Below are 21,621 nucleotides of genomic sequence, written 5' to 3' on the forward strand. Positions count from 1 at the left end.
CAGTGGGTTCTAGATTAACCCAACTCGGTGTCCTCCGCAGCGCGACGACCACGGGTCATCTCCGCCCGCGCGGCCAGCTGGTCCGCATCGGGGTAGTCGACGCCCACAAGGCTCAAACCTTGGGCGTCGGCAAGCGGGATCTCGGAGGACCGGCTTTCTTCCCGCAGCATCCGGGCGGCGAAGTCAACTCCGCGCGAGCCCTCCCCCACCCGCAAGCAGCAGCCCACCAACGAGCGCACCATGGACCAGCAAAAGGCATCCGCGGTTACGTGCGCCTCGTAGAGCTGCGGCTCCGCGGGCGTCGACACGTCCTTCCACTCAAAGGCAAGGAGCTCGCGAATGGTCGTGGCGTGCGGCTTCGCCTTGCAGAAAGCCACGAAGTCATTGAGCCCCACCAGCTGATCGGCCGCGGCCTGCATTAGCTCCAGGTCCACTGGCTTGAACCACGTCGCGGTATCGCGTGCGCGAGTCGGAAGTGCACCGCGCGGATGGGTGGTGATGCGGTAGACGTAGCGGCGGCGTAAGGCAGAAAAGCGCGCGTCGAAATCTGCGGGAACTTCGGTGCAGGCGTGGACGCGGACGTCGGCAGGCAGCAACTTGGCCAAGCGCTTCACCAGCTTGGTGGGATCGCCGTCAATGCTGCGCTGTCCCAGCGCCGCCCGTGTGGTATCTAAGTGCGCCACCTGACCGCTGGCATGCACTCCGGCATCGGTGCGCCCAGCCACGGTGAGCTCCACTGGGTGGCGCAGCACCATGCTCAGCTTCTCCTCAACGGTCTGCTGAACAGTGCGCAGGCCGCCCTTCTGCTTGGCCCACCCGTGGAAGTCGGTGCCGTCGTAGGCCAAGTCTAGGCGAAGGCGAACGTTAGTCATGGATGCTGATTCTACCTAGTCGTTGGCATTCCACTCGCGATTGAGTTCCCAATCCTGGGCCGCGTGCTGGCGCTTCGCGCTCTTGCTCACGCCCAGCTTGCTCAAAGCGGCATAGCCAGCCCGCTTGGGGTGCTTTAGATTCTTCTTGGCCTGGCCGGCTTTGCGCTTGGCCTTGCGGGCGCCATCCCGAACAATGCGGGCAGACAAGCGCAGGCGCGGGTCCATGGGTTGTTCGGCTCCCCGGTATTCAAACACCGGCAGCGACCATCCAAAGTAGATCGCAGCCACGCGCAGCGCCAGCGCTAGGCATACCGTCACGACGCCAGCGACCTCATCGCTGAGCCCCAGCTCCATCAATCCCGCATAAGAAAAGGCTGCAAGAACAGAAATGGAGGCGTACAGCTCGGCGGACAAGACCAGCGGGATACGGTCGGACAACAAGTCACGCAAAATACCGCCAAAGACACCGGTCAGCACCGCAGCCACGGCAGCGATAATCAACCCATGGCCATGTTCCAAGGCCTTCTGAGCACCAAGGACACTGAATACCGCAAGGCCCAGGGCGTCGAGAAGCAAGAATACATGCCGGAAATAGTGCATTAGGAAGGACATATAAACCGTGGCGACGGCGGCGGCCACCACGGCCAAGAGGAAGCGCGGTTCCGCCACCCACGTCAACGGGTAGGCGCCCAGCACCATGTCGCGGATCGTGCCGCCGCCCAATGCGGTGACTGCGCCCAACATGATGACGCCAAACAGATCCATCTTTTGCCGGCCAGCGGACAGCGCAGCGGTCATCGCCTCGGAGACGATGCCGATTACGTACAGCACAGTAAACAGCGGGGTCATAGAGTATACGTTCTGGTCGGGGTTATATAGCCCAGAAAGCATAACAAAAGGCCGCAGCCCCACCTAAGGTGGTACTGCGGCCTAGTTAAGGCGAGAGAAGTTTACTTCTCCTCGGACTCCTCAGCAGCGGTCTCCTCGACCTCTGCCTCGGTTGCCTCTGCCTTTGCTTCCTCAGCGGATTCAGCCTCAGCCTCTTCAGCCTTAGCTTCCTCAGCCTGCTTGGAGGCAGCAGCGCGGGTAGCGCGGTTAGCCTCGGAGGTCACGGTCTCCTCGAGAACGAGGGAGATCTGGGACATCGGGGCGTTGTCGCCGGAGCGGTTGTCCAGCTTGATGATGCGGGTGTAGCCACCCTCACGGTTCTCGAACTTCGGTGCCAGCTCGTCGAAGAGGTAGGCAACGACATCCTTCTGCGGGATGAGCTTGAGAACTGCGCGACGGTCAGCAACGGTGCCGGCCTTCGCCTTGGTGATGATCTTCTCGGCGTAAGGACGAAGCAGCTTCGCCTTAGCGTCGGTGGTCTTGATTGCGCCGTGCTCGAACAGGCTCGCTGCCAGGTTGCTCAGCAGGTGCTTCTGCTGGCTGGCGGAGCCGCCGAGACGCGGACCCTTCTTGGGGGTAGGCATTGTGTACTCCTCGTGTGCGGATTAAGTGAGCGCGCGACGGGGCGCACAAGTCGCGCCGTCACGATTCAGTGGAATTCTTTACTCGGAATCGTCGGAAGCCGGGTCTTTGAAGTCGCCGGTTTCTGCGTCGTAGCCTTCGAGCTGGGTCGGGTCGAAGTCCTCAGGGGTGTCCTTGAGAGCCAGGCCCAGGTTAGCCAGCTTGATCTTTACCTCATTGATCGACTTCTGACCGAAGTTGCGGATATCCAGCAGGTCCGATTCGGTGCACTCTGCGAGCTCACCAACGGTGTGGATTTCCTGGCGCTTCAGGCAGTTGTAGGAGCGGACGGAGAAGTTCAGATCCTCGATCGGCATGCTGTAGGCGGCGATGTACTCCGTCTCCTGCGGGGACGGGCCAATCTCAATGCCCTCAGCAGCGGTGTTCAGCTCGCGGGCCAGGCCGAAGAGCTCGACCAGGGTGCCACCGGCGGAAGCCAGGGCGTCGCGTGCGGAAATCGAGTTCTTGGTCTCGACGTCGATGATCAGCTTGTCAAAGTCGGTGCGCTGCTCAACACGAGTAGCTTCGACCTTGTAGGAGACCTTCAGCACCGGGGAGTAGATCTGGTCGACCGGAATGCGGCCGATTTCCCCGGAAGTGGAGGCAGCCGGGACGTAGCCACGGCCGCGCTCGACGACGAGTTCCATCTCCAGCTTGGCGGAATCATTCAGCGATGCGATGTGCAGATCCGAGTTGTGGATCTCCACGCCAGCCGGCGGCTGGATATCGCCTGCAGTTACCTCACCCGGGCCTTCCTTGCTCAGGTACATAACCACCGGCTCGTCAGAGTCGGAGGACAGAACCAGACCCTTGATGTTCAGGATGATTTCGGAAACGTCTTCCTTCACGCCGTTGATGGTGGTGAACTCGTGGAGCACACCATCAATCTTGATGGAGGTTACTGCCGCGCCCGGGATGGACGAGAGCAGCGTGCGACGAAGCGAGTTACCGAGGGTGTAACCAAAACCCGGCTCGAGCGGTTCGATGACGAACTTGGAGCGAGACGAGTCGATGAATTCCTCGGTGAGCTGAGGACGCTGGGAAATAAGCATGGAGTTTCTCCTTGTCGGCGCCCGCTATATGACGCCGGTAGAAGGGGTAAAGATGAAAGTGTCGAAGGATTACTTCGAGTAAAGCTCGACGATGAGCTGCTCCTGCAGCGGAACGTCGATCTGAGCGCGCTCGGGCAGCTGGTGCACGAGGATGCGCAGGGTGTCCGGAACGACCTGCAGCCACGCCGGAACGTTGGCGTCTACCAGGCGGTCCTGAGCCTCTTCGAACCATTCCATCTTCTGGGAACGCTCACGAACATCGATGATGTCATACTGCGTAACGCGGAAGGACGGAACGTTGATCTTCTTGCCGTTCACGGTGAAGTGACCGTGGGAGACAAGCTGGCGAGCCTGGCGGCGGGTGTTGGCCAGACCAGCGCGGTAGATCACGTTGTCGAGACGGGACTCGAGCAGAACGACGAGGTTGTCACCGGTCTTGCCCGGGAGACGGTTAGCCTCGGCGTAGTAGCGGCGGAACTGACGCTCCAGCACGCCGTAGGTGTACTTTGCCTTCTGCTTCTCCTGGAGCTGCAGCAGGTACTCAGATTCCTTGATGCGGTTGCGGCCAGCCTGTCCCGGTGGGTACGGGCGGCGCTCAAATGCCATGTCGCCGCCGACCAGGTCGACGCGCAGACGGCGGGATACGCGGGTAGCGGGGCCAGTATAACGAGCCATTTTCTTACCTCTTCCTTTCCCTTAAACCTTGCGGCGCTTGGTCGGACGGCAGCCGTTGTGCGGCTGTGGGGTGGCATCCGTGATCGAGGAAACCTCGAGGCCTGCAGCCTGCAGGGAACGGATGGCGGTCTCGCGGCCGGAGCCCGGACCCTTGACGAAAACGTCAACCTTCTTCATACCGTGGTCCATGGCCTTGCGGGCCGCGTTCTCAGCAGCCATCTGCGCTGCGAACGGGGTGGACTTACGGGAACCCTTGAAGCCAACGTGGCCGGAGGATGCCCAGGAGATGACAGCACCGTGCGGGTCCGTGATGGACACGATGGTGTTGTTGAAGGTGGACTTGATGTATGCGTGGCCAGCGGCCACGTTCTTCTTTACGACGCGACGACCACCACGGCGCGCGCCGGAACGAGTCTTAGGTGGCATGTGTTACTTCTTCTTTCCTGCGATCGTCTTCTTCGGACCCTTGCGCGTACGAGCGTTGGTCTTGGTGCGCTGACCACGAACGGGCAGGCCACGACGGTGGCGGATGCCCTGGTAGCAACCGATTTCAATCTTGCGACGGATGTCAGCCTGAACCTGGCGGCGGAGGTCACCCTCGACCTTCCAGGTAGCTTCGATGACGTCACGCAGCGCCGACAGCTGATCATCGTCGAGGTTGTCGGTGCGCAGGTCAGGAGAAATGCCGGTCTTTTCCAGCAGCTCCTTGGCACGGGCAGGCCCGATGCCGTAGATGTAGGTGAGAGCAACCTCCATGCGCTTGTTGCGCGGGAGGTCAACACCAGCTAGACGTGCCATATGGCTAGTCCTTTCGGGTTGTTACGATGGTTTTCTCCTCATCCGTCCCCCGCCACGCATACGCTTCGCCCCGGGCCGTGCCGGGGAACTGTGGGCATGCTTAGCAGCGTGGGCTCAGGCCATCGCAGCCTGAGGTAGAAAGGGACGCACCAAGTGCGTCCCGTGGGTGAGGAGGCTTACTGTCTTTACTTGTAGCGGTAGACGATGCGTCCGCGGGTTAGGTCATAAGGAGACAGCTCCACGACAACGCGATCCTCCGGGAGGATGCGGATGTAGTGCTGACGCATCTTGCCCGAAATGTGGGCAAGTACCTTATGCCCGTTGTCGAGCTCGACGCGGAACATTGCGTTGGGCAGGGGTTCGACGATGCGACCCTCAACCTCGATTGCGCCTTCCTTAGCCATAACCTCTACTTTTCTGGTGGGGTTCTTCGCGCCGCGCTTGACGACGCCCCCACCTGCATGTTTGGTGTCTACTGCCTGGTGTCCTCCACAACCACTTTGGCTGCGTACAGACACCAGCTCTAAAGCATACGCTGCGGATACGCGTTTTCCAAATATAAAACCTCCCATCGCCCAAAGGCGCGGGAGGTATGCGAGAGAGTCGGCTACTAGCCGCTGCGGTTCTAGTAGATGAAGACCTTGGAACCCATCGGCACATCATTCCAGTAGCGCACAGCATCCTGGTGGGTCAGGCGTACGCAGCCATTGGACTGGTATGCCGGGGAGCCCTCATGGAAAGCATGGCCGTTATTGGTGAAGTACATGGCGTAGGGCATCGGAGCGTTGCCAAACTCCCAAGAAATCTCGTCTTTGATCTTGCGGTTGATGTAGAACGTACCGGCCGGGGTCTCCTGGCCCGGCATACCGGTGGACATGCCCTGAGCAACATAGGTCACGTTGCCGTTGCCGTCCTGCAGCCACGAGCGGCGGCCGTCGCGGTCTACGCAGATGCGCGCATCCGCGGGGCACGGGCCGACATCAAAGCGCTGAGCCTGGCGCTCAGCCTCGGCCTTGCGGGCAGCCTCCTCAGCGGCGGCTTTCTCGCGTGCGACCTGCTCAGCGTGAGCGCGCTCTGCAGCTTCGCGAGCCGCACGAATCTCGGCGTTCTTCTGCTCAATGAGGCCCGGGAAGACCAGTTCAATGGCACCGTCGATGACGGGGCGCAGGGCATCAGCAGCCTGCGGGTTAACGTTGTGCAGCGTCTCCAGCATCTGGTTGCGGCTGTTCCACGCGTTCTCACGGGTCTGGCCGGCGAACTCATCAATCTGAGATTGGACGTCGGAGGACAGGGAATCAATCGAAGGGACCGTCTGTGCGTTTGCGGCGGGGGCAACCGAGAGAGTGGCGGCTACCAGGCCAATTGCGGTGGCACGGCGTAGGGAACGAGCGCCAACAAAGGAGCGAATCTTAGACATGTGGAGAAGTATAAACCTTCCTCCACGGTTTTCCTACCTGAATGTTGCGTTTTAGTAACGCTGTGTCAGAATTCGAGGACCATTCTCCGTTGCCGCCACGGTGTGTTCCCAGTGGGCAGCCAGCGATCCGTCGAGGGTGACAACGGTCCAGTCGTCGTCAAGCACGGCGTTGTCCTCAGTGCCCAGCGCCAGCATCGGTTCAATGGCCAGGACGGAGCCCTCCTGGATGATGGGACCGCGCCCTGCCTTGCCTTCATTGGCCAGGTATGGGTCTTCGTGCATTTCGTGGCCGATACCGTGGCCGCCGTAGCCGTCAACAATAAACAGGTCCACGCCGAACTTATCCTCGGCGCGGTAGGTGGCCTGTTCGAGGGCTGCGGAGACGTCGGTAAGCCGGTTGCCGGGGACCATGGCCTTAAGCCCTTCGTGCAGGACCCATTCGGTGGCATCAGACAGCGCCTGCGCCTCAGAGCTGAGCTTGCCGACGCCAAACGTCCACGCGCTATCCCCCACCCAGCCGTCGAGCGTGGCGCCACAGTCGATAGAGACAAGGTCCCCTTCAGCGAGGACAATCTCCTTGCTGGGTATGCCATGGACAATGACGTCGTTGACTGACGCACAGATGGACCCCGGAAAACCGCCGTAGCCCTTGAAGGTGGGCACGGCACCGGCATCTCGAATGGTCTGCTCGGCTACGTGGTCGAGCTCGAGCGTACTCACGCCAACTGCAGCGGCGGCACGCACCGCCTGCAGGGCGCGGCCGACGATTTCGCCAGCCGCCTGCATGGCATCAAGCTCGCCCGGGGTGCGGGCCGGAATCGTTTTAGTGCGTCGACGAAAAGCCATGACAAAAGACGGGCTACTTGCCCATTGCCTTCAGGGTACGCTCGTTGATTTCCTCAACGGTTCCTTCAGCCTTAATGGAGATGATGGCATCGCCATAGTGCTCGATGAGCGGGAAGGTCTCCTCGCGGTAGACGCCCAGGCGTGTACGGATGGTCTCCTCGGTGTCGTCCGCGCGGCCGCGGGCGAGCATGCGCTCGACCACGACGTCCTCGGATACCTCAAAGTTCAGCACGCCGTCGAGCTTCAGGCCCTTGTCGGAGAGGAGCTTCTCAAGAATGTCGGCCTGCTCCACAGTGCGGGGGAAGCCGTCGAGAAGGAAGCCATCCTTGGCGTCATCCTGGTTGAGGCGGTCCTCCACCATGCGGGCGGTGACATCAGTCGGCACCAGCTTGCCGGCGTCGATGTAGGACTTAGCCTCGACGCCGAGCGGGGTGCCCTCACCAATGTTGGCGCGGAAGAGGTCACCGGTGGAGATGTGCGGAACGCCGAGCTTTTCGCTGAGGAGGGCGGCTTGGGTGCCCTTGCCGGCACCGGGAGGGCCAAGGAGTACGTAACGCATTACTTAAGCAGTCCTTCGTAGTTGGATTGTAGGAGCTGGGACTCGATTTGCTTGACCGTGGTCAGGGCCACCGAGACCATAATGAGGATGGCAGTACCGCCGAAGGCGGAAGTGCCGCTGGCACCTGCGCGGCCCACGCCGAGGTCCAGAAGTATATTCGGCAGAACAGCGATGAGCGCCAGGTAGATCGAACCGACGAACAGAAGGCGGTTCATGACGAATCCCAGGTATTCGGCGGTCGGCCGACCCGGGCGGATACCCGGGATAAATCCACCATACTTCTTCATGTTCTCCGCCTGTTCAGCAGGGTCATACTGAACCGAGACATAGAAGTAGGAGAAGAAGATGGTGAGGACGAAGTAGAGGACGATGTACTGCCAGGAGCTCGGTGCCTGCAGGTGCGCAATCACGTTGCGCTGCCACCAGTTATCGGACACGCCCGGAGAGCCGGAGTTGACGATCTGGGTGATAAGCACTGGCATGTAGATCAGCGAGGAAGCGAAGATAACCGGGATAACGCCGGCCTGGTTGACCTTGAGCGGCAGGTAGGTCGACGAACCACCGTACTGGCGACGGCCAACCATACGCTTTGCGTACTGCACCGGAATGCGGCGCTGGCCCTGCTCGATGAAGGTGATGCCCACGACGAGGACGATGAGGCCGGCAACCACCATGGCGAAGACGAGGCCACCGTTGTTCTGCATGATGCTGACACCATCGGTGGGAAGGCGGGTAGCAATACCGGCGAAAATCATCAGCGACATACCGTTACCAATGCCCTTCTCCGTAATCAGCTCACCCATCCACATCACGAGGATGGCGCCGGAGGTCATGGTGATAACGAGCACGACGAGGGTGAAGAAGTTACGGTCCTCCGCCAGGACGCGTACGCCTTGCCCCAAGAGTTGCTCGCGGTCCGCCAGGGCCACAATGCCCGAAGACTGCAGAAGCGCCAGCGCCAGGGTGAGGTAGCGCGTGTACTGCGTCATCTTGGCCTGACCGGACTGCCCCTCCTTCTTCAACTGCTCGAAGTGAGGAATCACCACGGTGAGCAGCTGCACGATAATCGACGCCGTAATGTACGGCATGATGCCGATGGCGAAGATCGACAGCTGCAGCAGCGCGCCACCGGAGAACAGGTTGATCACCGAGTAGAGGTTGCCGGATTCCTCCGTGAGGTCACGAAGGCGGCCGGCGATGGTGGCGTAATCAACGCCCGGCGACGGGATCTGCGCGCCAACGCGGTAGAGGATAATCAACACGAGCGTGAAGATGATCTTCTTACGCAGGTCGGCATCTTTAAAAGCCTGCAAAATGGCGGACACTACTTAATCCTCCTGGCCTACCGCGCTTGTTGTGCGGTTCGAATTCGCCGCGCACGGGGGTGGATCTCATCTGTTCCCAAAAGCTAAGAGCCCTCTTAAGGCATCTCATAGGAACGGTTGAACACTTTTGACCCCATTACCCTACCAGCCTTGGCCACTTTCGCCACATTAACCCCGCACATGGCCGCCCGGAGGTCCCCTTTTTAGTTTCTCCCTTAGCGCTATCCCCGGATTGGGCCTACCATTGCCTGTGTTGTCTGAAGGCAATGTCCTTACAAGATTTCTACGTCTTTTCGACCTCCCCCGAGACGCCCGGGGCGTCTCGGAGTATGGCCGTTCTTTTTCTGCCAGCCAATGAACCGAAAGAAGTATGTAGTTTTATGAGTAAGCGATTCTCTCCAATGACCGTGGCCGAGATTATCGATACCTTCGTCCCCAGCCCCAACCCCTTCCGCTGGGAGGCTTTCGATGGTTCCGCCACCGGCCCAGCCGATGCGCAGTTTACCGTCAAGATCAACAACCTCCAGGGCTTGGCCTATATCGCGACTCACCCAGGGGATGTAGGATTTGCCCGCGCTTATGTCACCGACGGCATCACTGTCGAGGGCGAACACCCGGCGCACCCCTACGGCATCTTCGATGCGCTGCACGCCATGTATGACAAGTTCACCCGCCCGGACGCGAAGACCTTGGCCAGGGTGGCACGCTCCCTGGCCTCGATGGGAGCTTTCCAGATCCAGCCGGTCCCGGAAGTCGAGCGAGCCTCGTGGCTGCGCCGCAAGCTGCACGAAGGATTGTCCAAGCACTCCAAGGAACGCGACGCGGACGTCATCTCCGATCACTACGACGTGGGTAATGACTTCTACGAGCTTTTCCTCGGTGACTCGATGACGTATACCTGCGCCTACTACCCCTCCCCCGACGCCACGCTGGATGAGGCCCAGGAAAACAAGTATCGCCTCATCTTCGACAAGTTGCGGCTCAAGGAGGGTGACCGCCACCTGGACGTCGGCTGCGGCTGGGGCGGCATGGTGCGCTACGCCGCCAAGCGCGGTGTGAAGTCCCTCGGAGTAACCCTCTCCAAGGAGCAGGCTGAGTGGGGCCAGGCCAAGATCAAGGAGGAGGGTCTCGAGGACCTCGCGGAAATCCGCTTCATGGACTATCGCGATGTCACCGAGGAAGGCTTCGACGCTATCTCCGCCATCGGGCTACTCGAGCACATTGGCGTCAAGAACTACCCGGACTTCTTTAGCTTCCTCAACGGCAAGCTCAAGCCGGGTGGATTGATGCTCAACCACTGCATTACCTACCCGGATAATCACAAGACTCCGAAGGGCGGCTTCATTGACCGCTATATCTTCCCCGACGGTGAGCTCTCCGGCTCCGGCACCATTACGAAGTGCATGCAGGATGCCGGCTTCGAGGTTGTCCACACGGAATCCCTGCGCTTCGACTACATGCGCACTCTGCACGATTGGTGCGAGAACCTCAAGGAGACGTGGGTGGAGGCCTGCTCTCTGGTGGGCCTTCCCACCGCGCGCCTGTGGGCCATCTATATGGCCGGCTCCGAGTGGGGCTTCGAGCACAACATCATCAACTTGTACCACTTCTTGGGCGTCAAGCTGGGTGAGGCCGGTTCTCGTTCCGGCGTGCCCGAGCGCCGCTGGTGGGAAGATTCGCGCTTCTAAAGACTTAAAGGAATTCTATGTTGACTGATCTCATTCGCAATCACCGCAGCGTCGACGCCGTGGAAATCCCGCCGGTGGGCTGGCGGGCGCACAGGCAAGGCGTCGATAAGCTCCTGCGTAGCTTCCGCGCGGTGCCGAAGGATAAGCGCGTACGTCTGGCAAAGAAAACCTCGAACCTTTTCCGCGGGCGCAGCGGCGAGCAGGTGGGGCTCGACGTGTCCGGTCTGGGTGGGGTCATTGAGGTCGATCCAATTGCGCAGACCGCCGAGGTTCAAGGCATGTGCACCTACGAGGACCTTGTCGACGCCACCTTGCCGCACGGCCTTATGCCCTTCGTGGTGCCGCAGCTCAAGACCATTACGCTCGGCGGCGCGGTAACGGGCATGGGCGTGGAGTCCACGAGCTTCCGCGATGGATTGCCGCACGAATCCGTGCTGGAGATGGACATCCTCACCGGTACTGGCGAGATTCTCACGTGCTCGCGCGAGGAGAATGTCGATCTCTTCCGTCTCTTCCCCAACTCCTATGGCTCCTTGGGCTATGCGGTGCGCCTCAAGATTGAGCTGCGCGCGGTGAAGCCTTACGTGGAACTGAGGGAGGTGCGCTTCCACGACTTTGAGTCCTTGGCACGCACGCTTGACGACGTCTCCCGCACCCACTCCTACGACGGCCTCGATGTCCACGGCCTCGATGGCGTGGTCTTCTCTCCGGAGGAATCCTACCTGGTCATGGCCCGTTTCACGGAGGAGGAGGGCCCAACCTCCGACTACACGAGGGAGGAGATTTTCTACCGCAGCCTCCAGCACGCCCGGGGTATTCGCCGCGACCGCCTCACGGTGCGCGATTACATCTGGCGCTGGGATACTGACTGGTTCTGGTGCTCGCGAGCCTTTGGCGCGCAGAACCCGCGGGTGCGCAAGGTGTGGCCGCGGCAGCTGCGGCGCAGTTCCTTCTACTGGAAGCTCGTGCGCCTGGACCGGAAATACGAGCTGGAGTACAACTTCATCAAGAAGCCAAAGGGCCTGCCGCGGGGTGAGCGCGTGGTGCAGGACATCGAGGTCACCCCGGAGAACTTGCCGGAGTTCTTGGACTGGTTCTTTGCGGCCTCCGATATTCAACCGGTGTGGCTGTGCCCGATTCGACTTCGCGAGGGCGTCGAAGACCTCGTCGGCACCGGCTCTCTCGCGGCTGATTCCCCCGCCCCGTGGCCGCTGTACCCGCTGCGCCCGGACCAAACCTGGGTCAACGTGGGGTTCTGGTCAGGCGTGGAGGGCAATCACGTCGACCCCTCCGCCCCGGGCAACGGCGCCTTCAACCGCGTCATCGAAGCTAAAGTCAGCGAGCTCGGCGGGCATAAGTCGCTGTATTCAGAAGCCTTCTACTCCCCCGAAGAATTTGCCGAGCTCTACGGCGGTGACCTGCCGGAGCGCATTAAAGCGCTCACTGACCCGGACAGCCGCTTCCCCGGCCTCTATGAAAAGACGGTCAACGACGCGTAGCGCGCTGCCTTCCTAGGCAACTGCATCGACGCGATCATAACCGTTGGTGGCCAGGGCCTTCATCACGCGGTCCACGGCGGCCTGGTCGGTGTCGGGGTTGTAGGTTTCCAGGAAGACGATGTGCGCGGTGTCATTGCCTTCAAAGCGGATGGTCATGAAGTCGTGCCCCAGCTCCTGGGTGGCAAGGGCCAGCTCGCGCTGCACCGCCAGCTCGCCGCTGGGCAGGTTTTCCGTGCTGGTGGCGGACTCTGGCTGGGAGAGCATCTCCTGTGCATCGACGGGGCCAGTAACGCCAGCCAGGGGCAGAAGTGCGGCGATGGCGGTTGCCACGATGGAAGATACGGACGACATAACAATCTCCTTAACGCTTACTAAGATTTAACCAAGGGTGATACTACTCTTCTTAGCTCCGCGCGCACAATAGGCATGAAAAATCCCCCTGCCCCGCACGAATGCGGTGGACAGGGGGAAGAAATCTACTGAGTAAAGATTTACTTGGTGGTGGCGGTGCCGCCAGCAGCCTCGATCTTCTCAACAGCAGACTTGGAGAACTTGTCAGCCGTGACGTTCAACTTAACGTTGATGTCGCCGTTGCCCAGAACCTTGACCGGCTGGTTCTTGCGAACCAGGCCAGCAGCGACGATGTCCGCTACGGTGACGTCGCCACCCTGAGCGAAAGCCTCTGCGAGGTCAGCAACGTTGACTACCTGGTACTCAACGTGGTTCGGGTTCTTGAAGCCCTTGAGCTTCGGCAGACGCATGTGGATCGGCATCTGGCCACCCTCGAAAGCAGCGGAAACCTGCTTGCGAGCACCGGTGCCCTTGGTACCGCGACCAGCGGTCTTACCCTTGGATGCCTCACCGCGGCCGACGCGGGTTTTGGGCTTATTGGAGCCTGCGGACGGGCGCAGGTCGTGGAGCTTGATGATATCAGCCATGGTTTACTCCCCTGCCACTTCTTCGACGGTGACCAGGTGACGCACCTTGTGAACCATGCCGCGAATAATCGGGGTGTCCTGCTTTACAACAGAGTGTCCGATGCGCTTGAGACCAAGGGCCTCAATGTTGGCGCGGTGGTTCGGCTTGGTGCCCACAAGGCCCTTTACCTGAGTAATCTTCAGAGCCATTGCTTATGCCTCCTGACCTGCGCGCTTGCGCAGCATCTGGGCCGGTGCGACCTCCTCGAGGGACTTGCCGCGGCGTGCAGCAACTTCCTCCGGGCGAACCAGCTGCTTGAGGCCGTCCACGGTAGCGCGGACGACGTTGAGAGCGTTGTCGGAGCCCAGGGACTTCGACAAGATGTCCTGCACACCGGCGCACTCAAGCACCGGACGAGCAGCACCACCGGCGATGACACCGGTACCCGGAGCGGCCGGCTTCATCATGACGATGCCAGCTGCGTCGCGACCCTCAACCGGGTGGGTAATGGTGCCGGCAATCATCGGGACGCGGAAGAAGTTCTTGCGAGCCTCTTCTGCACCCTTCTGGATTGCGGCCGGGACTTCCTTGGCCTTGCCGTAGCCGACGCCAACCATGCCCTGGCCGTCGCCAACGACGACGAGAGCGGTGAAGGACATGTTGCGGCCACCCTTAACGGTCTTGGAGACGCGGTTGATGGTCACAACGCGCTCGATGTACTTATCGCGCTCGTTGTCCTGGTGGTTGCGGCGGTCGTTACGACGGCCGTTGTTGCGACCCTTGCGGTCGTTGTTGTTCTCGGCGGAGCGTCCGCCGTCACGCTGTTCACGGTCCGACATTAGGCGTTCCTTCCGTTGATGTTTCCGTATGCCTTAATCATTAGAACTGCAGACCACCTTCACGAGCAGCTTCGGCCAGCGCAGCAACGCGGCCGTGGTACTTGTAGCCTGCACGGTCGAAGACGACCTTCTCGATGCCAGCGGCCTTGGCGCGCTCAGCGATGAGCTGGCCTACCTTGGCAGCCTTGGCCTTCTTATCGCCCTCGAGTGCACGCACGTCGGCTTCCATGGAGGAAGCAGCGGCCAGGGTGTGGCCGGCCAGGTCGTCGATGACCTGAACGTGCATGTGGCGGGAGGAGCGGTGAACGACCAGACGCGGTGCCTCAGGGGTGCCGCGGAGGGTCTTACGGATGCGGAAGTGGCGGCGCGCGCGTGCTTCACGACGACGCGAGGAAATGTCCTTGCCAACCGGGGTGCGCTTTGCGTTTTCAGTGTTAGCCATTGCTTACTTACCCGTCTTTCCGACCTTGCGGCGGATCTGCTCGCCGTCGTAGCGAATACCCTTGCCCTTGTAAGGATCGTCCTTACGCAGGCGGCGGATGTACGCGGCGACCTGTCCAACCAGTTGCTTGTCAATACCAGATACGGAGAGCTTGGTTGCGCCATCCACAGCGAAGGTGATGCCCTCCGGAGCCTTGATGAGGATCGGGTGGGAGTAGCCCAGAGAGAACTCCAGGTCCTTACCCTTCTGCTGGACGCGGTAACCAACACCGAAGATTTCCATCTTCTTGGTGTAGCCCTCGGTCACGCCAACGACGGCGTTGTTGACCAGGGAGCGGGCCAGACCGTGCAGTGCGCGGTTCTTGCGGTCGTCGTCCGGACGGGAGACCTTGATCTCATCGTCCTCGACGGCTGCGGTGATCGGCTCCGGCAGCTCAACCTCGAGGGAGCCCTTGGACCCCTTCACGTTGACAACCTGGCCATTGATGGTGATGTCGACGCCCTTCGGGACGGCGATAGGTGCTAGACCGATACGAGACATGTGTCAATCCTCCCTTACCAGACGTAGGCGAGAACTTCTCCGCCTACACCCTTCTCCTGAGCCTGACGGTCGGTAAGCAGACCCTGAGACGTGGAAATGATGGCCACGCCCAGGCCGCCCAGAACCTGCGGCAGTTCGGTGGACTTTGCGTACACACGCAGACCCGGCTTAGACACGCGACGCAGACCCGAGAGGGAACGCTCACGATTGTTGTACTTAAGCTCGAGGGACAGCTCGCGGCCCTCGACGGAGTAGTCAGCGATGTAGCCTTCCTGCTTCAAGATCTCGGCGATGTTCGCCTTGAGCTTGGAGGTCGGCATCGACACGGAATCGTGGTGCGCATTGGATGCATTGCGCACGCGCGACAACATGTCGGCAATAGGATCAGTCATAGTCATATGAGTGACCTGTAACCTTTCTCGTTGCGGTTCCCTTAAAGCTCACCAAAGCGTTTTCCGTGTGATTTCGGGCTACTCACGCTCCCCGCGGTCAATACCGCGAGGCGCTCGCCACCCTTTGATACAGACAACGGTCCGCTGTCTACGGCGAGGGGCCTACAACAAAGTAGATGTGTTCAATTCTTCCGGCTTGGCACATTTGCGCACCTCCAGCGCCATTTTTGCGGCGCGGAGGAGGAAAAATGCAAGTCCTTCGGCTTACTTTACTCGCTGACATGCTGTTTTCCAAAACGCGTTAGCATGGGAAGTCATGAGTGAAGAACAAGACCCCATCCGCACGGCACACCAGTGGCTTGAGGAGGCTGCCGAGCTTGTCGGCGTCTCCCCGGCCGACGCCACCGCCTTGGTTAGAGAACTCCTCGATCTGACCAAGGACGTCGCGCATACCCAATCGCGCCCCGCTGCCCCGCTGACGGCGTACCTGGTCGGTTTGGCCTCGAAGGACGTCGACGAGGCCCGCACCCACATCGCCACGCTCAAGGAGGCCCTCAACCGATGAGCGGGCGCGTCAACGCCACCTTCGCCGTGACCAAGGTGCGCCTCGATGAGCACGGAGAGGTCATCCAGGTCGATACCCGCGGCGATACCGTCGCCGGCGAAGAGCCTTTGGAGATCCGCGTGGGCGGACAAACGCTGACCACGACGATGCGCACGCCCGGCCACGATGTCGAGCTGGCCCATGGTTTTCTTCATTCCGAGGGCCACATCGAGAAGGCCAGCGATGTCACCGAGGCGCGCTACTGCGCCGGTGCCTCAGTGGACGGGCGCAACCCCTATAACCTGCTCGACGTTGAGCTAGCCAACCCCCACGCGATCAGCCTCGCCGATCTCCGCCTGACGACAACCACGTCTGCGTGCGGAGTGTGCGGCACCTCCTCTATCGAGGCGCTGATGATGCAGTCGCGATACTCAATCCCACAGGTGCCGGTGGATCCGGGGATCGTCGCCAAGCTGCCCGGCGCCTTGAAAGCGGAACAGAAGCAGTTCCGCAAAACCGGCGGCATCCACGCCGCGGGCGCCTTCACGCTCGAGGGAGAACCCGTCGTTGTACGCGAGGACGTCGGCAGGCACAACGCCGCCGACAAGGTCATCGGCCACCTACTGATGGAAGGAATGCTGCCCGCCAGCGACCTCATCCTGGTGATGAGCTCGCGCGCCAGCTTCGAGCTGGTCAACAAGGCTGCTATGGCCGGCTTCGGCATGCTCGTTGCGGTCTCCGCGGCCTCCTCGCTGGCGGTGGAAACCGCCCGGGAAACCGGCATGGCGCTCGTGGGCTTTGCCCGCGGCGACCGCTTCAACCTCTACTCGGGCGAACTTAGTCGCGGTACGCCTCCGGGCCAGAGTTAAGCCAGGCGTACACGCCGCCAATAAGGAAGCCGCCGCCGATGAGGTTTCCCACCCACACGATGGACCAGTTGGCCAACACCGCGCCGAGGGTAAAGCCTTCCGGCAGCGGGCTGGCGCAGAAGAAGGTCAGGGTCATCAGGCAGAAGTTGGCAATAACGTGCTCCAGGCCTAGGCCCACGAAGCAGGCGATGATCGGCACGATGACGAAGAACTTGGACACCACATCCTTGGCAAAGACCGCGCCGACGATAGCCATGTTGACCACGAAGTTGGCCAGCATGGCCTCCACCAGCAGCCCGCCTGGGCCCTTGGTCAGCTTGCCCATCGAGAGGTTAGCAATGAGATGGTTGGGGTCGATTCCGCCCAGCTTGGCCGACATTCCCATAGCTGCGGCAAAGAGAGCAGCACCAACCAGGTTAAACAGCGTCGTGACCACCAGCAGCCACAGGCCCTTGCCCCAGCCCACCTGCTTAGTTACGGCGCCATAGACCATGTACATCATGTTGCCGGTAGCCAGCTCCGCGCCGAGAAGGACGATGGCAAACAGACCCAAGCCGAACAGGCAGGCAAACACCAGCGAGCCCATGCCTTCCACATGCTTCTCGACGCCCATCCCCATCACCGCAGCAAACGCCGTACCGATGGCGAGGTACACACCCGCCAGGGTGGAGCGCACGGCGAACCGGCCAAAGGACTCATCGAGCAACGCAACCTTTTTCTTGACCGCGGCTGCCGAAGCATCATTCAGGGACATTTCTTACCTCACTGGGGGACGCAGACTTCTCAGACGCTCGTAGTGTACTCCCCCGCGCTCAGGGTGACGAAACTCACCAGTGGCGCAGACACAAAAAATTCCCCCGGAGCTCCTTCACGGAGTGCCGGGGGAATGATTCAAGCGTTACTTTACTTGAACGGGAAGCCGAGCTCGCGCAGGAGCTTGCGGCCCTCCTCGTCGTTGGTAGCGGTGGTCACGACGGTGATGTCCATACCGCGCGGGCGGTCCACCTTGTCGATGTCGATCTCGTAGAACATGGTCTGCTCGGTGAGACCGAAGGTGTAGTTGCCGTGGCCGTCGAACTGCTGGTCGGAGAGGCCGCGGAAGTCGCGAATACGCGGCAGCGCGATGGTCAGCAGGCGGTCCAGGAACTCCCACATGCGGTCGCCGCGCAGGGTAACGCGCGCGCCGATGGGCATGCCCTCACGGAGCTTGAAGTTAGCGATGGACTTCTTAGCGCGGCGCACCTGCGGCTTCTGGCCGGTGATAGCGGTAAGGTCCTCGAGAGCGCCGTTGATCATCTTGGAGTCGCGGGCAGCGTCGCCCACGCCCATGTTGACAACAACCTTGGTGACGCCCGGAATCTGCATCACGTTGTCGTACTTGAACTCGTCGTTCAGAGTCTTCTTGATTTCCTCGCGGTAGCGGGTCTTCAGACGCGGAGTGTAGTTCTCGCTCATGTTAGATGTCCTTCCCGTTGCTACGTGCGATGCGGACCTTCTTGCCGTTTTCGTCGAAACGGTAGCCCACGCGGGTCGGGTTGCCCTCGGAGTCAACGATCGCAACGTTGGACACGTGGATCGGAGCTTCCTGGGTAACGATTCCGCCGGACTCGGCGCCACGCTCGGTAGCGGAGTTAGCAACGTGCTTCTTGACGCGGTTGACGCCCTCAACGAGGACCTTGTCGCGCTTCGGGTATGCCTCGATGACCTTGCCCTTCGCGCCCTTGTCCGGGCCCGAAATGACGATCACCATATCGCCCTTATGAATCTTCATAAGATTAGATCACCTCCGGTGCGAGAGAAACGATCTTCATGAAGCGCTTATCACGAAGTTCGCGAGCAACCGGGCCGAAGATGCGGGTACCGCGCGGCTCATTGTCGCCCTTGAGAATAACTGCGGCGTTTTCATCGAATGCGATGTAGGAGCCGTCCGGGCGACGGGTCTCCTTCTTGGCACGGACGATGACGGCCTTGACGACATCGCCTTCCTTCACGTTGCCACCCGGGGTGGCTTCCTTGACAGTGGCAACGACAACGTCACCAATGCCAGCGAAACGTCGAACGGAGCCGCCGAGAACGCGGATGACGAGGAGCTCTCGTGCACCGGAGTTGTCGGCGACGCGCAGACGCGATTCTTGCTGAATCACTATGGGTCTCCTGACCTGGATTAACGTGCGTCAAGATTTCCGTCCTTGACACACCTGGTCTACTTGCTTGCGTGGCATAGGCTGTGCGACGAACGCGCTGTTCACAGCGGTCGAAGGGTCTCGGTGTGGCGATTCGGAAACGCATCGCGCTGCACCGACCGACCATATGCAACCCATACATTCAAGCACGTCCCCCACTGTTTCCCCAAATCGCACACCCCACCACGTCCCGCCCCACAGCACACTCTCGAATGCATGGCCGGCCCCTACGCGCCACGCCCTCCCCCACCTGCCCTCACCCCACAGTGCAAATGTGCAGACCCGGAAGTGCATAGGTGCGGGTGGACGTCGTGCTCACGGATGGGATAGAGCGCGTCCGGGAAGTGCCGCCAGGGCTGTCGCTCGCTCAGGGAAGTCACGGCGTGCCCCCATCCCGTCTGCTTCGGCGCGTGTGGGAAGCAGGGGTCGTGCTGATAGTAAACGTGCAGGTTATCGCCGTCGAAGAAGACCCCGTTTGGATCGTTAAGGCGACCGGACGGCGGGGAGAGATGGAAGTGCGGACGGTAGTTCATGCTCCCGATAGTATGGGCTCTATGGACATTATGGTGTGTGGCGAAGGCCTCGTTGACCTCGTTCCGCGCGGACGCGGGGGGCTGGCGGATCTCACCCCGGCGTTGGGCGGCGGCCCCTTCAATGTGGCGGTCGCGGCGGGGCGTTTGGGCGCAAGCGTGGGTTTTCAATCGCGGCTTTCGCGGGATGCATTCGGGCAGGCGCTCGTGGAGCGCCTACATAAAGAAGGAGTGGATACCTCGCTCGTGCAGCGCGGTGACGAGCCCACCACGCTGGCGGTCTGCAACATCGGGGAGGACGGCTCGGCCACCTACTCCTTCTATACGGAGGGCACGGCGGACCGGCTGGTGGAGCCGGTGCTTGCCGACGTCCCCTGGGCCTGCTTCGGCACCGTCTCCCTCGCCCTGGAGCCGGGCGCATCCCGCTATGCCGCGCTACTTCAGGCGCTTGCGGCGCAGGGTACAAAGGTGGCGCTGGATCCGAACATCCGCCCCTTCTTTGCCACCCCGGCGCACCGCGAGTTTTTGTTGTCCTTGCTGCCGCACGTCACGCTGTTGAAGCTGAGCGAGGAGGAAGTTGAATTCCTCGGTGAGGACGCGCTTTCGCACGTCCCCATGGTCGTAACCACGCGTGGTGCGGAAGGTCTGAGCGTGCGCACGGACTCGGTGTCCCTACAGGTCCCGCCGGTTACGGTGGAGGTGGCGGACACCATCGGCGCGGGCGACACGGTGATGGCCGCGCTCTTAAGCCAGTTGGTGGAGCGGGACATTAGCACCTTGGGCGTCGAGGAGTGGCGGGAGATCCTGCACTTTGCGGCGACGGCCGCGGCGATCACGGTTTCCCGCACGGGCGCGCAGCCGCCCACGATTTCTGAGGTGGAGGAACTACTATGAGCTATCCCCTGCGCACGACTGGGCTCCACGGTCTGCTCTTCCTCGTGGTGACGGTGTCCTTCATTTTGCCCGTCGTCTTCGGCACGGGCGCGCTTCTGCCGGTGCCAGCTGCGGTGGTGCTGTCGGTGCTGTTGGGAGGTGCCACGCTTGTCGACGCCTCCTACCACGCCTTCTCCCCCTCCCAGCGTCCCACCCGCGGGCTGCGCGCTATCTCCGCGCTGGGTTCGGTTGCACTCATCGCGGGCTGGCTGGTTTGGCTCAAGGTCTTTCACACCGTCGACCTGGCCAGCGCCGCGCCCTACCGTATCGGCACGTTTCTTCTCGCGGTGGGCGCGGTACTTAGCGTCTTTAGCATCGCTATCGCGCTCACGCACCGGCGGGTGCGCTAAAGAATATCTGCCGGTATGTAGGGCATGCGCAGCGTGCCCATCGGGACACTCACATCGCTTTGCCAGAATCCGCTCGTGGCATCGATCGGCAAGGTGACCTTCGTGCCTTCGTAGCCGTCCCACAAATCCCCATTGCCGACTATTCCGATACATTCCTGGTTTGCACGAACCTCCACCTCACCCGGCCTGCCGCTCATGCTGCCGCTCAACGTGGTGGGTGCGTCCAAGGCCAGGACCCACACCTCTTCCGAGGCATATTCGGGCAAGACGATGCCGGGCTCTCCACCGTCGAGGTCGCCTGCTTCAGCCTTGTACACGGTGCCCGACACGGTAGACGGGACATCGGCAGGATTGCCCTCGCTGCGGACGCGGTGCTTCCGGTACACGCACTTCTCAATGCCGCTGGCAGCGGAGGTGCCCACACCGTCTTTAGCTACATCTTGTGCGTTGGACGTCTTCGCGCCTTCAGCCGCGCCAGAATCAGCGGCGCCAGGTGTATAGCCGGCTGGCAGCGTCGGGTTCGGGCCGGCCGCTTCGATGCTCGGTTGTGGCTGCGCGTCCGAATCCGGCCCGGCCTGCGTAGTTGAAGCGTCGCCAGTGGATTCCACAGCCGGGGCATCAGCAGCAACCGGGGCAGGCTCCTCCGCGGCGCAACCAACGAGGGCTGCAACAGAGGAAGCGCAGACCAGGGTAAGCAGAGAGCGAGAGAACGCGGACATAGAGAGTTTGGCCTTTCAGGAGATGAACGGCCTTACCCTAACACGTTCCCGCAGCTTAAACCGTAGAACTGTAGACCGCTCCCCTGACAGGCTGTTGTCTGTGGCGTGCCGGATGCGGAAGT

General features: G+C 61.3%; 30 protein-coding genes and 1 pseudogene. 6 read left to right on the forward strand and 25 right to left on the reverse strand.

Annotation, left to right across the window (positions count from 1 at the left end):
• Positions 1-14: 14 nt before the first annotated feature.
• The 12 genes from truA to secY form a co-directional block, all read right to left on the reverse strand.
• Entirely contained in the window at positions 15-872 is an 858-nt protein-coding gene (truA, locus tag HMPREF2604_RS09025) for a tRNA pseudouridine(38-40) synthase TruA (protein WP_070565039.1), read from the reverse strand.
• 15 nt (positions 873-887) lie between these two features.
• A complete protein-coding gene (locus tag HMPREF2604_RS09030; RefSeq protein ID WP_070565043.1) occupies positions 888-1,721 on the reverse strand; it encodes a trimeric intracellular cation channel family protein in 834 nt (277 codons plus the stop codon).
• Positions 1,722-1,822: 101 nt separating this feature from the next.
• The gene (gene rplQ, locus HMPREF2604_RS09035) at positions 1,823-2,344 is read right to left on the reverse strand and encodes a 50S ribosomal protein L17 (protein WP_070565046.1); all 522 of its coding nucleotides are present in this window, start codon (positions 2,342-2,344) and stop codon (positions 1,823-1,825) included.
• 78 nt (positions 2,345-2,422) lie between these two features.
• Complete coding sequence (locus HMPREF2604_RS09040) at positions 2,423-3,433, reverse strand: DNA-directed RNA polymerase subunit alpha (protein WP_070521667.1); 1,011 nt, start codon at positions 3,431-3,433, stop codon at positions 2,423-2,425.
• Positions 3,434-3,502: 69 nt separating this feature from the next.
• Positions 3,503-4,108 (reverse strand): 30S ribosomal protein S4, encoded by a 606-nt coding sequence (gene rpsD, locus HMPREF2604_RS09045; protein ID WP_010189536.1) that lies wholly within the window; start codon positions 4,106-4,108, stop codon positions 3,503-3,505.
• Between the two features lie 21 nt (positions 4,109-4,129).
• Positions 4,130-4,534: a 30S ribosomal protein S11 gene (gene rpsK, locus HMPREF2604_RS09050; RefSeq protein ID WP_010189540.1), complete on the reverse strand. Its 405-nt coding sequence runs from the start codon at positions 4,532-4,534 to the stop codon at positions 4,130-4,132.
• Positions 4,535-4,537: 3 nt separating this feature from the next.
• Complete coding sequence (gene rpsM / locus HMPREF2604_RS09055) at positions 4,538-4,906, reverse strand: 30S ribosomal protein S13 (RefSeq protein ID WP_010189542.1); 369 nt, start codon at positions 4,904-4,906, stop codon at positions 4,538-4,540.
• 185 nt (positions 4,907-5,091) lie between these two features.
• Positions 5,092-5,310, reverse strand: coding sequence for a translation initiation factor IF-1 (gene infA, locus HMPREF2604_RS09060; RefSeq protein WP_003854422.1), 219 nt, complete (start codon positions 5,308-5,310; stop codon positions 5,092-5,094).
• A gap of 221 nt (positions 5,311-5,531) precedes the next feature.
• Complete coding sequence (locus HMPREF2604_RS09065) at positions 5,532-6,323, reverse strand: L,D-transpeptidase (RefSeq protein ID WP_070565049.1); 792 nt, start codon at positions 6,321-6,323, stop codon at positions 5,532-5,534.
• 51 nt (positions 6,324-6,374) lie between these two features.
• Positions 6,375-7,169, reverse strand: coding sequence for a type I methionyl aminopeptidase (map, locus tag HMPREF2604_RS09070; protein WP_070530789.1), 795 nt, complete (start codon positions 7,167-7,169; stop codon positions 6,375-6,377).
• 13 nt (positions 7,170-7,182) lie between these two features.
• Positions 7,183-7,728: an adenylate kinase gene (locus HMPREF2604_RS09075; protein ID WP_070530790.1), complete on the reverse strand. Its 546-nt coding sequence runs from the start codon at positions 7,726-7,728 to the stop codon at positions 7,183-7,185.
• Entirely contained in the window at positions 7,728-9,053 is a 1,326-nt protein-coding gene (gene secY, locus HMPREF2604_RS09080; protein ID WP_070521679.1) for a preprotein translocase subunit SecY, read from the reverse strand. The genes HMPREF2604_RS09075 and secY overlap by 1 nt, the downstream gene beginning before the upstream one ends.
• Positions 9,054-9,433: 380 nt before the next feature.
• Between secY and HMPREF2604_RS09085 the strand changes: the two genes are divergently transcribed.
• Complete coding sequence (locus tag HMPREF2604_RS09085) at positions 9,434-10,741, forward strand: class I SAM-dependent methyltransferase (protein ID WP_070565052.1); 1,308 nt, start codon at positions 9,434-9,436, stop codon at positions 10,739-10,741.
• 17 nt (positions 10,742-10,758) lie between these two features.
• The gene (locus HMPREF2604_RS09090; protein WP_070565055.1) at positions 10,759-12,240 is read left to right on the forward strand and encodes an FAD-binding oxidoreductase; all 1,482 of its coding nucleotides are present in this window, start codon (positions 10,759-10,761) and stop codon (positions 12,238-12,240) included.
• 12 nt (positions 12,241-12,252) lie between these two features.
• Here HMPREF2604_RS09090 and HMPREF2604_RS09095 read toward each other — a convergent pair whose 3' ends face one another.
• The 7 genes from HMPREF2604_RS09095 to rpsH all read right to left on the reverse strand — a co-directional run bounded on the left by HMPREF2604_RS09095 (position 12,253) and on the right by rpsH (position 15,377).
• The gene (locus HMPREF2604_RS09095) at positions 12,253-12,591 is read right to left on the reverse strand and encodes a hypothetical protein (protein ID WP_070521688.1); all 339 of its coding nucleotides are present in this window, start codon (positions 12,589-12,591) and stop codon (positions 12,253-12,255) included.
• A gap of 140 nt (positions 12,592-12,731) precedes the next feature.
• Positions 12,732-13,178: a 50S ribosomal protein L15 gene (rplO, locus tag HMPREF2604_RS09100; RefSeq protein WP_070521691.1), complete on the reverse strand. Its 447-nt coding sequence runs from the start codon at positions 13,176-13,178 to the stop codon at positions 12,732-12,734.
• A 3-nt stretch (positions 13,179-13,181) separates the two neighbouring features.
• A complete protein-coding gene (gene rpmD, locus HMPREF2604_RS09105) occupies positions 13,182-13,367 on the reverse strand; it encodes a 50S ribosomal protein L30 (RefSeq protein ID WP_039673747.1) in 186 nt (61 codons plus the stop codon).
• Positions 13,368-13,370: 3 nt separating this feature from the next.
• The gene (rpsE, locus tag HMPREF2604_RS09110) at positions 13,371-13,997 is read right to left on the reverse strand and encodes a 30S ribosomal protein S5 (protein WP_070521694.1); all 627 of its coding nucleotides are present in this window, start codon (positions 13,995-13,997) and stop codon (positions 13,371-13,373) included.
• A 40-nt stretch (positions 13,998-14,037) separates the two neighbouring features.
• The gene (gene rplR / locus HMPREF2604_RS09115) at positions 14,038-14,439 is read right to left on the reverse strand and encodes a 50S ribosomal protein L18 (protein ID WP_070521697.1); all 402 of its coding nucleotides are present in this window, start codon (positions 14,437-14,439) and stop codon (positions 14,038-14,040) included.
• A gap of 3 nt (positions 14,440-14,442) precedes the next feature.
• Positions 14,443-14,979: a 50S ribosomal protein L6 gene (gene rplF / locus HMPREF2604_RS09120; protein ID WP_070521700.1), complete on the reverse strand. Its 537-nt coding sequence runs from the start codon at positions 14,977-14,979 to the stop codon at positions 14,443-14,445.
• Positions 14,980-14,993: 14 nt separating this feature from the next.
• Positions 14,994-15,377 carry a 30S ribosomal protein S8 gene (gene rpsH / locus HMPREF2604_RS09125; protein WP_070521703.1) on the reverse strand — a complete coding sequence of 128 codons (384 nt, stop codon included), beginning with the start codon at positions 15,375-15,377 and terminating at the stop codon, positions 14,994-14,996.
• 310 nt (positions 15,378-15,687) lie between these two features.
• Here rpsH and HMPREF2604_RS09130 point away from each other — a divergent pair, with 310 nt between their 5' ends.
• On the forward strand, positions 15,688-15,936 hold the full coding sequence (locus HMPREF2604_RS09130; protein ID WP_070563549.1) for a DUF6457 domain-containing protein: 249 nt from the start codon (positions 15,688-15,690) through the stop codon (positions 15,934-15,936).
• Positions 15,933-16,784: a formate dehydrogenase accessory sulfurtransferase FdhD gene (gene fdhD / locus HMPREF2604_RS09135; protein WP_070530799.1), complete on the forward strand. Its 852-nt coding sequence runs from the start codon at positions 15,933-15,935 to the stop codon at positions 16,782-16,784. The genes HMPREF2604_RS09130 and fdhD overlap by 4 nt, the downstream gene beginning before the upstream one ends.
• Here fdhD and HMPREF2604_RS09140 read toward each other — a convergent pair.
• The 5 genes and pseudogenes from HMPREF2604_RS09140 to HMPREF2604_RS13700 form a co-directional block, all read right to left on the reverse strand.
• The gene (locus HMPREF2604_RS09140; RefSeq protein WP_070530801.1) at positions 16,753-17,538 is read right to left on the reverse strand and encodes a formate/nitrite transporter family protein; all 786 of its coding nucleotides are present in this window, start codon (positions 17,536-17,538) and stop codon (positions 16,753-16,755) included. The two genes, fdhD and HMPREF2604_RS09140, sit on opposite strands and share 32 nt — an antisense overlap.
• Positions 17,539-17,687: 149 nt before the next feature.
• Positions 17,688-18,239 (reverse strand): 50S ribosomal protein L5, encoded by a 552-nt coding sequence (rplE, locus tag HMPREF2604_RS09145; protein WP_070521728.1) that lies wholly within the window; start codon positions 18,237-18,239, stop codon positions 17,688-17,690.
• 1 nt (position 18,240) lies between these two features.
• Positions 18,241-18,555: a 50S ribosomal protein L24 gene (rplX, locus tag HMPREF2604_RS09150; protein ID WP_005527724.1), complete on the reverse strand. Its 315-nt coding sequence runs from the start codon at positions 18,553-18,555 to the stop codon at positions 18,241-18,243.
• 4 nt (positions 18,556-18,559) lie between these two features.
• Positions 18,560-18,928, reverse strand: coding sequence for a 50S ribosomal protein L14 (rplN, locus tag HMPREF2604_RS09155; protein ID WP_070521731.1), 369 nt, complete (start codon positions 18,926-18,928; stop codon positions 18,560-18,562).
• Positions 18,929-19,242: 314 nt separating this feature from the next.
• Positions 19,243-19,500: pseudogene (locus HMPREF2604_RS13700) on the reverse strand (glycoside hydrolase family 32 protein); the annotation flags it as partial.
• Positions 19,501-19,521: 21 nt separating this feature from the next.
• Here HMPREF2604_RS13700 and HMPREF2604_RS09160 point away from each other — a divergent pair.
• Together HMPREF2604_RS09160 and HMPREF2604_RS09165 are read left to right on the forward strand one after the other, a co-directional pair.
• Complete coding sequence (locus tag HMPREF2604_RS09160) at positions 19,522-20,391, forward strand: carbohydrate kinase family protein (protein WP_070565091.1); 870 nt, start codon at positions 19,522-19,524, stop codon at positions 20,389-20,391.
• On the forward strand, positions 20,388-20,780 hold the full coding sequence (locus HMPREF2604_RS09165) for a hypothetical protein (RefSeq protein ID WP_070565058.1): 393 nt from the start codon (positions 20,388-20,390) through the stop codon (positions 20,778-20,780). Before HMPREF2604_RS09160 ends, HMPREF2604_RS09165 begins: the two co-directional genes overlap by 4 nt.
• On the opposite strand, the gene HMPREF2604_RS09170 is transcribed toward HMPREF2604_RS09165, so the two are convergent.
• Positions 20,777-21,499 (reverse strand): hypothetical protein, encoded by a 723-nt coding sequence (locus HMPREF2604_RS09170; protein WP_070565061.1) that lies wholly within the window; start codon positions 21,497-21,499, stop codon positions 20,777-20,779. The two genes, HMPREF2604_RS09165 and HMPREF2604_RS09170, sit on opposite strands and share 4 nt — an antisense overlap.
• Positions 21,500-21,621 lie beyond the last annotated feature (122 nt).

It is taken from the genome of Corynebacterium sp. HMSC055A01 (assembly GCF_001809405.1).
GTDB lineage: Bacteria > Actinomycetota > Actinomycetes > Mycobacteriales > Mycobacteriaceae > Corynebacterium > Corynebacterium hesseae.

What these genes read in the sequence shown, in the direction of transcription:
- truA (WP_070565039.1), bottom strand. Translation starts at nt 872, where the DNA reads ATGACTAACGTTCGCCTTCGCCTAGACTTGGCCTACGACGGCACCGAC.
- HMPREF2604_RS09030 (WP_070565043.1), bottom strand. Translation starts at nt 1,721, where the DNA reads ATGACCCCGCTGTTTACTGTGCTGTACGTAATCGGCATCGTCTCCGAG.
- rplQ (WP_070565046.1), bottom strand. Translation starts at nt 2,344, where the DNA reads ATGCCTACCCCCAAGAAGGGTCCGCGTCTCGGCGGCTCCGCCAGCCAG.
- HMPREF2604_RS09040 (WP_070521667.1), bottom strand. Translation starts at nt 3,433, where the DNA reads ATGCTTATTTCCCAGCGTCCTCAGCTCACCGAGGAATTCATCGACTCG.
- rpsD (WP_010189536.1), bottom strand. Translation starts at nt 4,108, where the DNA reads ATGGCTCGTTATACTGGCCCCGCTACCCGCGTATCCCGCCGTCTGCGC.
- rpsK (WP_010189540.1), bottom strand. Translation starts at nt 4,534, where the DNA reads ATGCCACCTAAGACTCGTTCCGGCGCGCGCCGTGGTGGTCGTCGCGTC.
- rpsM (WP_010189542.1), bottom strand. Translation starts at nt 4,906, where the DNA reads ATGGCACGTCTAGCTGGTGTTGACCTCCCGCGCAACAAGCGCATGGAG.
- infA (WP_003854422.1), bottom strand. Translation starts at nt 5,310, where the DNA reads ATGGCTAAGGAAGGCGCAATCGAGGTTGAGGGTCGCATCGTCGAACCC.
- HMPREF2604_RS09065 (WP_070565049.1), bottom strand. Translation starts at nt 6,323, where the DNA reads ATGTCTAAGATTCGCTCCTTTGTTGGCGCTCGTTCCCTACGCCGTGCC.
- map (WP_070530789.1), bottom strand. Translation starts at nt 7,169, where the DNA reads ATGGCTTTTCGTCGACGCACTAAAACGATTCCGGCCCGCACCCCGGGC.
- HMPREF2604_RS09075 (WP_070530790.1), bottom strand. Translation starts at nt 7,728, where the DNA reads ATGCGTTACGTACTCCTTGGCCCTCCCGGTGCCGGCAAGGGCACCCAA.
- HMPREF2604_RS09085 (WP_070565052.1), top strand. Translation starts at nt 9,434, where the DNA reads ATGAGTAAGCGATTCTCTCCAATGACCGTGGCCGAGATTATCGATACC.
- HMPREF2604_RS09090 (WP_070565055.1), top strand. Translation starts at nt 10,759, where the DNA reads ATGTTGACTGATCTCATTCGCAATCACCGCAGCGTCGACGCCGTGGAA.
- HMPREF2604_RS09095 (WP_070521688.1), bottom strand. Translation starts at nt 12,591, where the DNA reads ATGTCGTCCGTATCTTCCATCGTGGCAACCGCCATCGCCGCACTTCTG.
- rplO (WP_070521691.1), bottom strand. Translation starts at nt 13,178, where the DNA reads ATGGCTGATATCATCAAGCTCCACGACCTGCGCCCGTCCGCAGGCTCC.
- rpmD (WP_039673747.1), bottom strand. Translation starts at nt 13,367, where the DNA reads ATGGCTCTGAAGATTACTCAGGTAAAGGGCCTTGTGGGCACCAAGCCG.
- rpsE (WP_070521694.1), bottom strand. Translation starts at nt 13,997, where the DNA reads ATGTCGGACCGTGAACAGCGTGACGGCGGACGCTCCGCCGAGAACAAC.
- rplR (WP_070521697.1), bottom strand. Translation starts at nt 14,439, where the DNA reads ATGGCTAACACTGAAAACGCAAAGCGCACCCCGGTTGGCAAGGACATT.
- rplF (WP_070521700.1), bottom strand. Translation starts at nt 14,979, where the DNA reads ATGTCTCGTATCGGTCTAGCACCTATCGCCGTCCCGAAGGGCGTCGAC.
- rpsH (WP_070521703.1), bottom strand. Translation starts at nt 15,377, where the DNA reads ATGACTATGACTGATCCTATTGCCGACATGTTGTCGCGCGTGCGCAAT.
- HMPREF2604_RS09130 (WP_070563549.1), top strand. Translation starts at nt 15,688, where the DNA reads ATGAGTGAAGAACAAGACCCCATCCGCACGGCACACCAGTGGCTTGAG.
- fdhD (WP_070530799.1), top strand. Translation starts at nt 15,933, where the DNA reads ATGAGCGGGCGCGTCAACGCCACCTTCGCCGTGACCAAGGTGCGCCTC.
- HMPREF2604_RS09140 (WP_070530801.1), bottom strand. Translation starts at nt 17,538, where the DNA reads ATGTCCCTGAATGATGCTTCGGCAGCCGCGGTCAAGAAAAAGGTTGCG.
- rplE (WP_070521728.1), bottom strand. Translation starts at nt 18,239, where the DNA reads ATGAGCGAGAACTACACTCCGCGTCTGAAGACCCGCTACCGCGAGGAA.
- rplX (WP_005527724.1), bottom strand. Translation starts at nt 18,555, where the DNA reads ATGAAGATTCATAAGGGCGATATGGTGATCGTCATTTCGGGCCCGGAC.
- HMPREF2604_RS09160 (WP_070565091.1), top strand. Translation starts at nt 19,522, where the DNA reads ATGGACATTATGGTGTGTGGCGAAGGCCTCGTTGACCTCGTTCCGCGC.
- HMPREF2604_RS09165 (WP_070565058.1), top strand. Translation starts at nt 20,388, where the DNA reads ATGAGCTATCCCCTGCGCACGACTGGGCTCCACGGTCTGCTCTTCCTC.
- HMPREF2604_RS09170 (WP_070565061.1), bottom strand. Translation starts at nt 21,499, where the DNA reads ATGTCCGCGTTCTCTCGCTCTCTGCTTACCCTGGTCTGCGCTTCCTCT.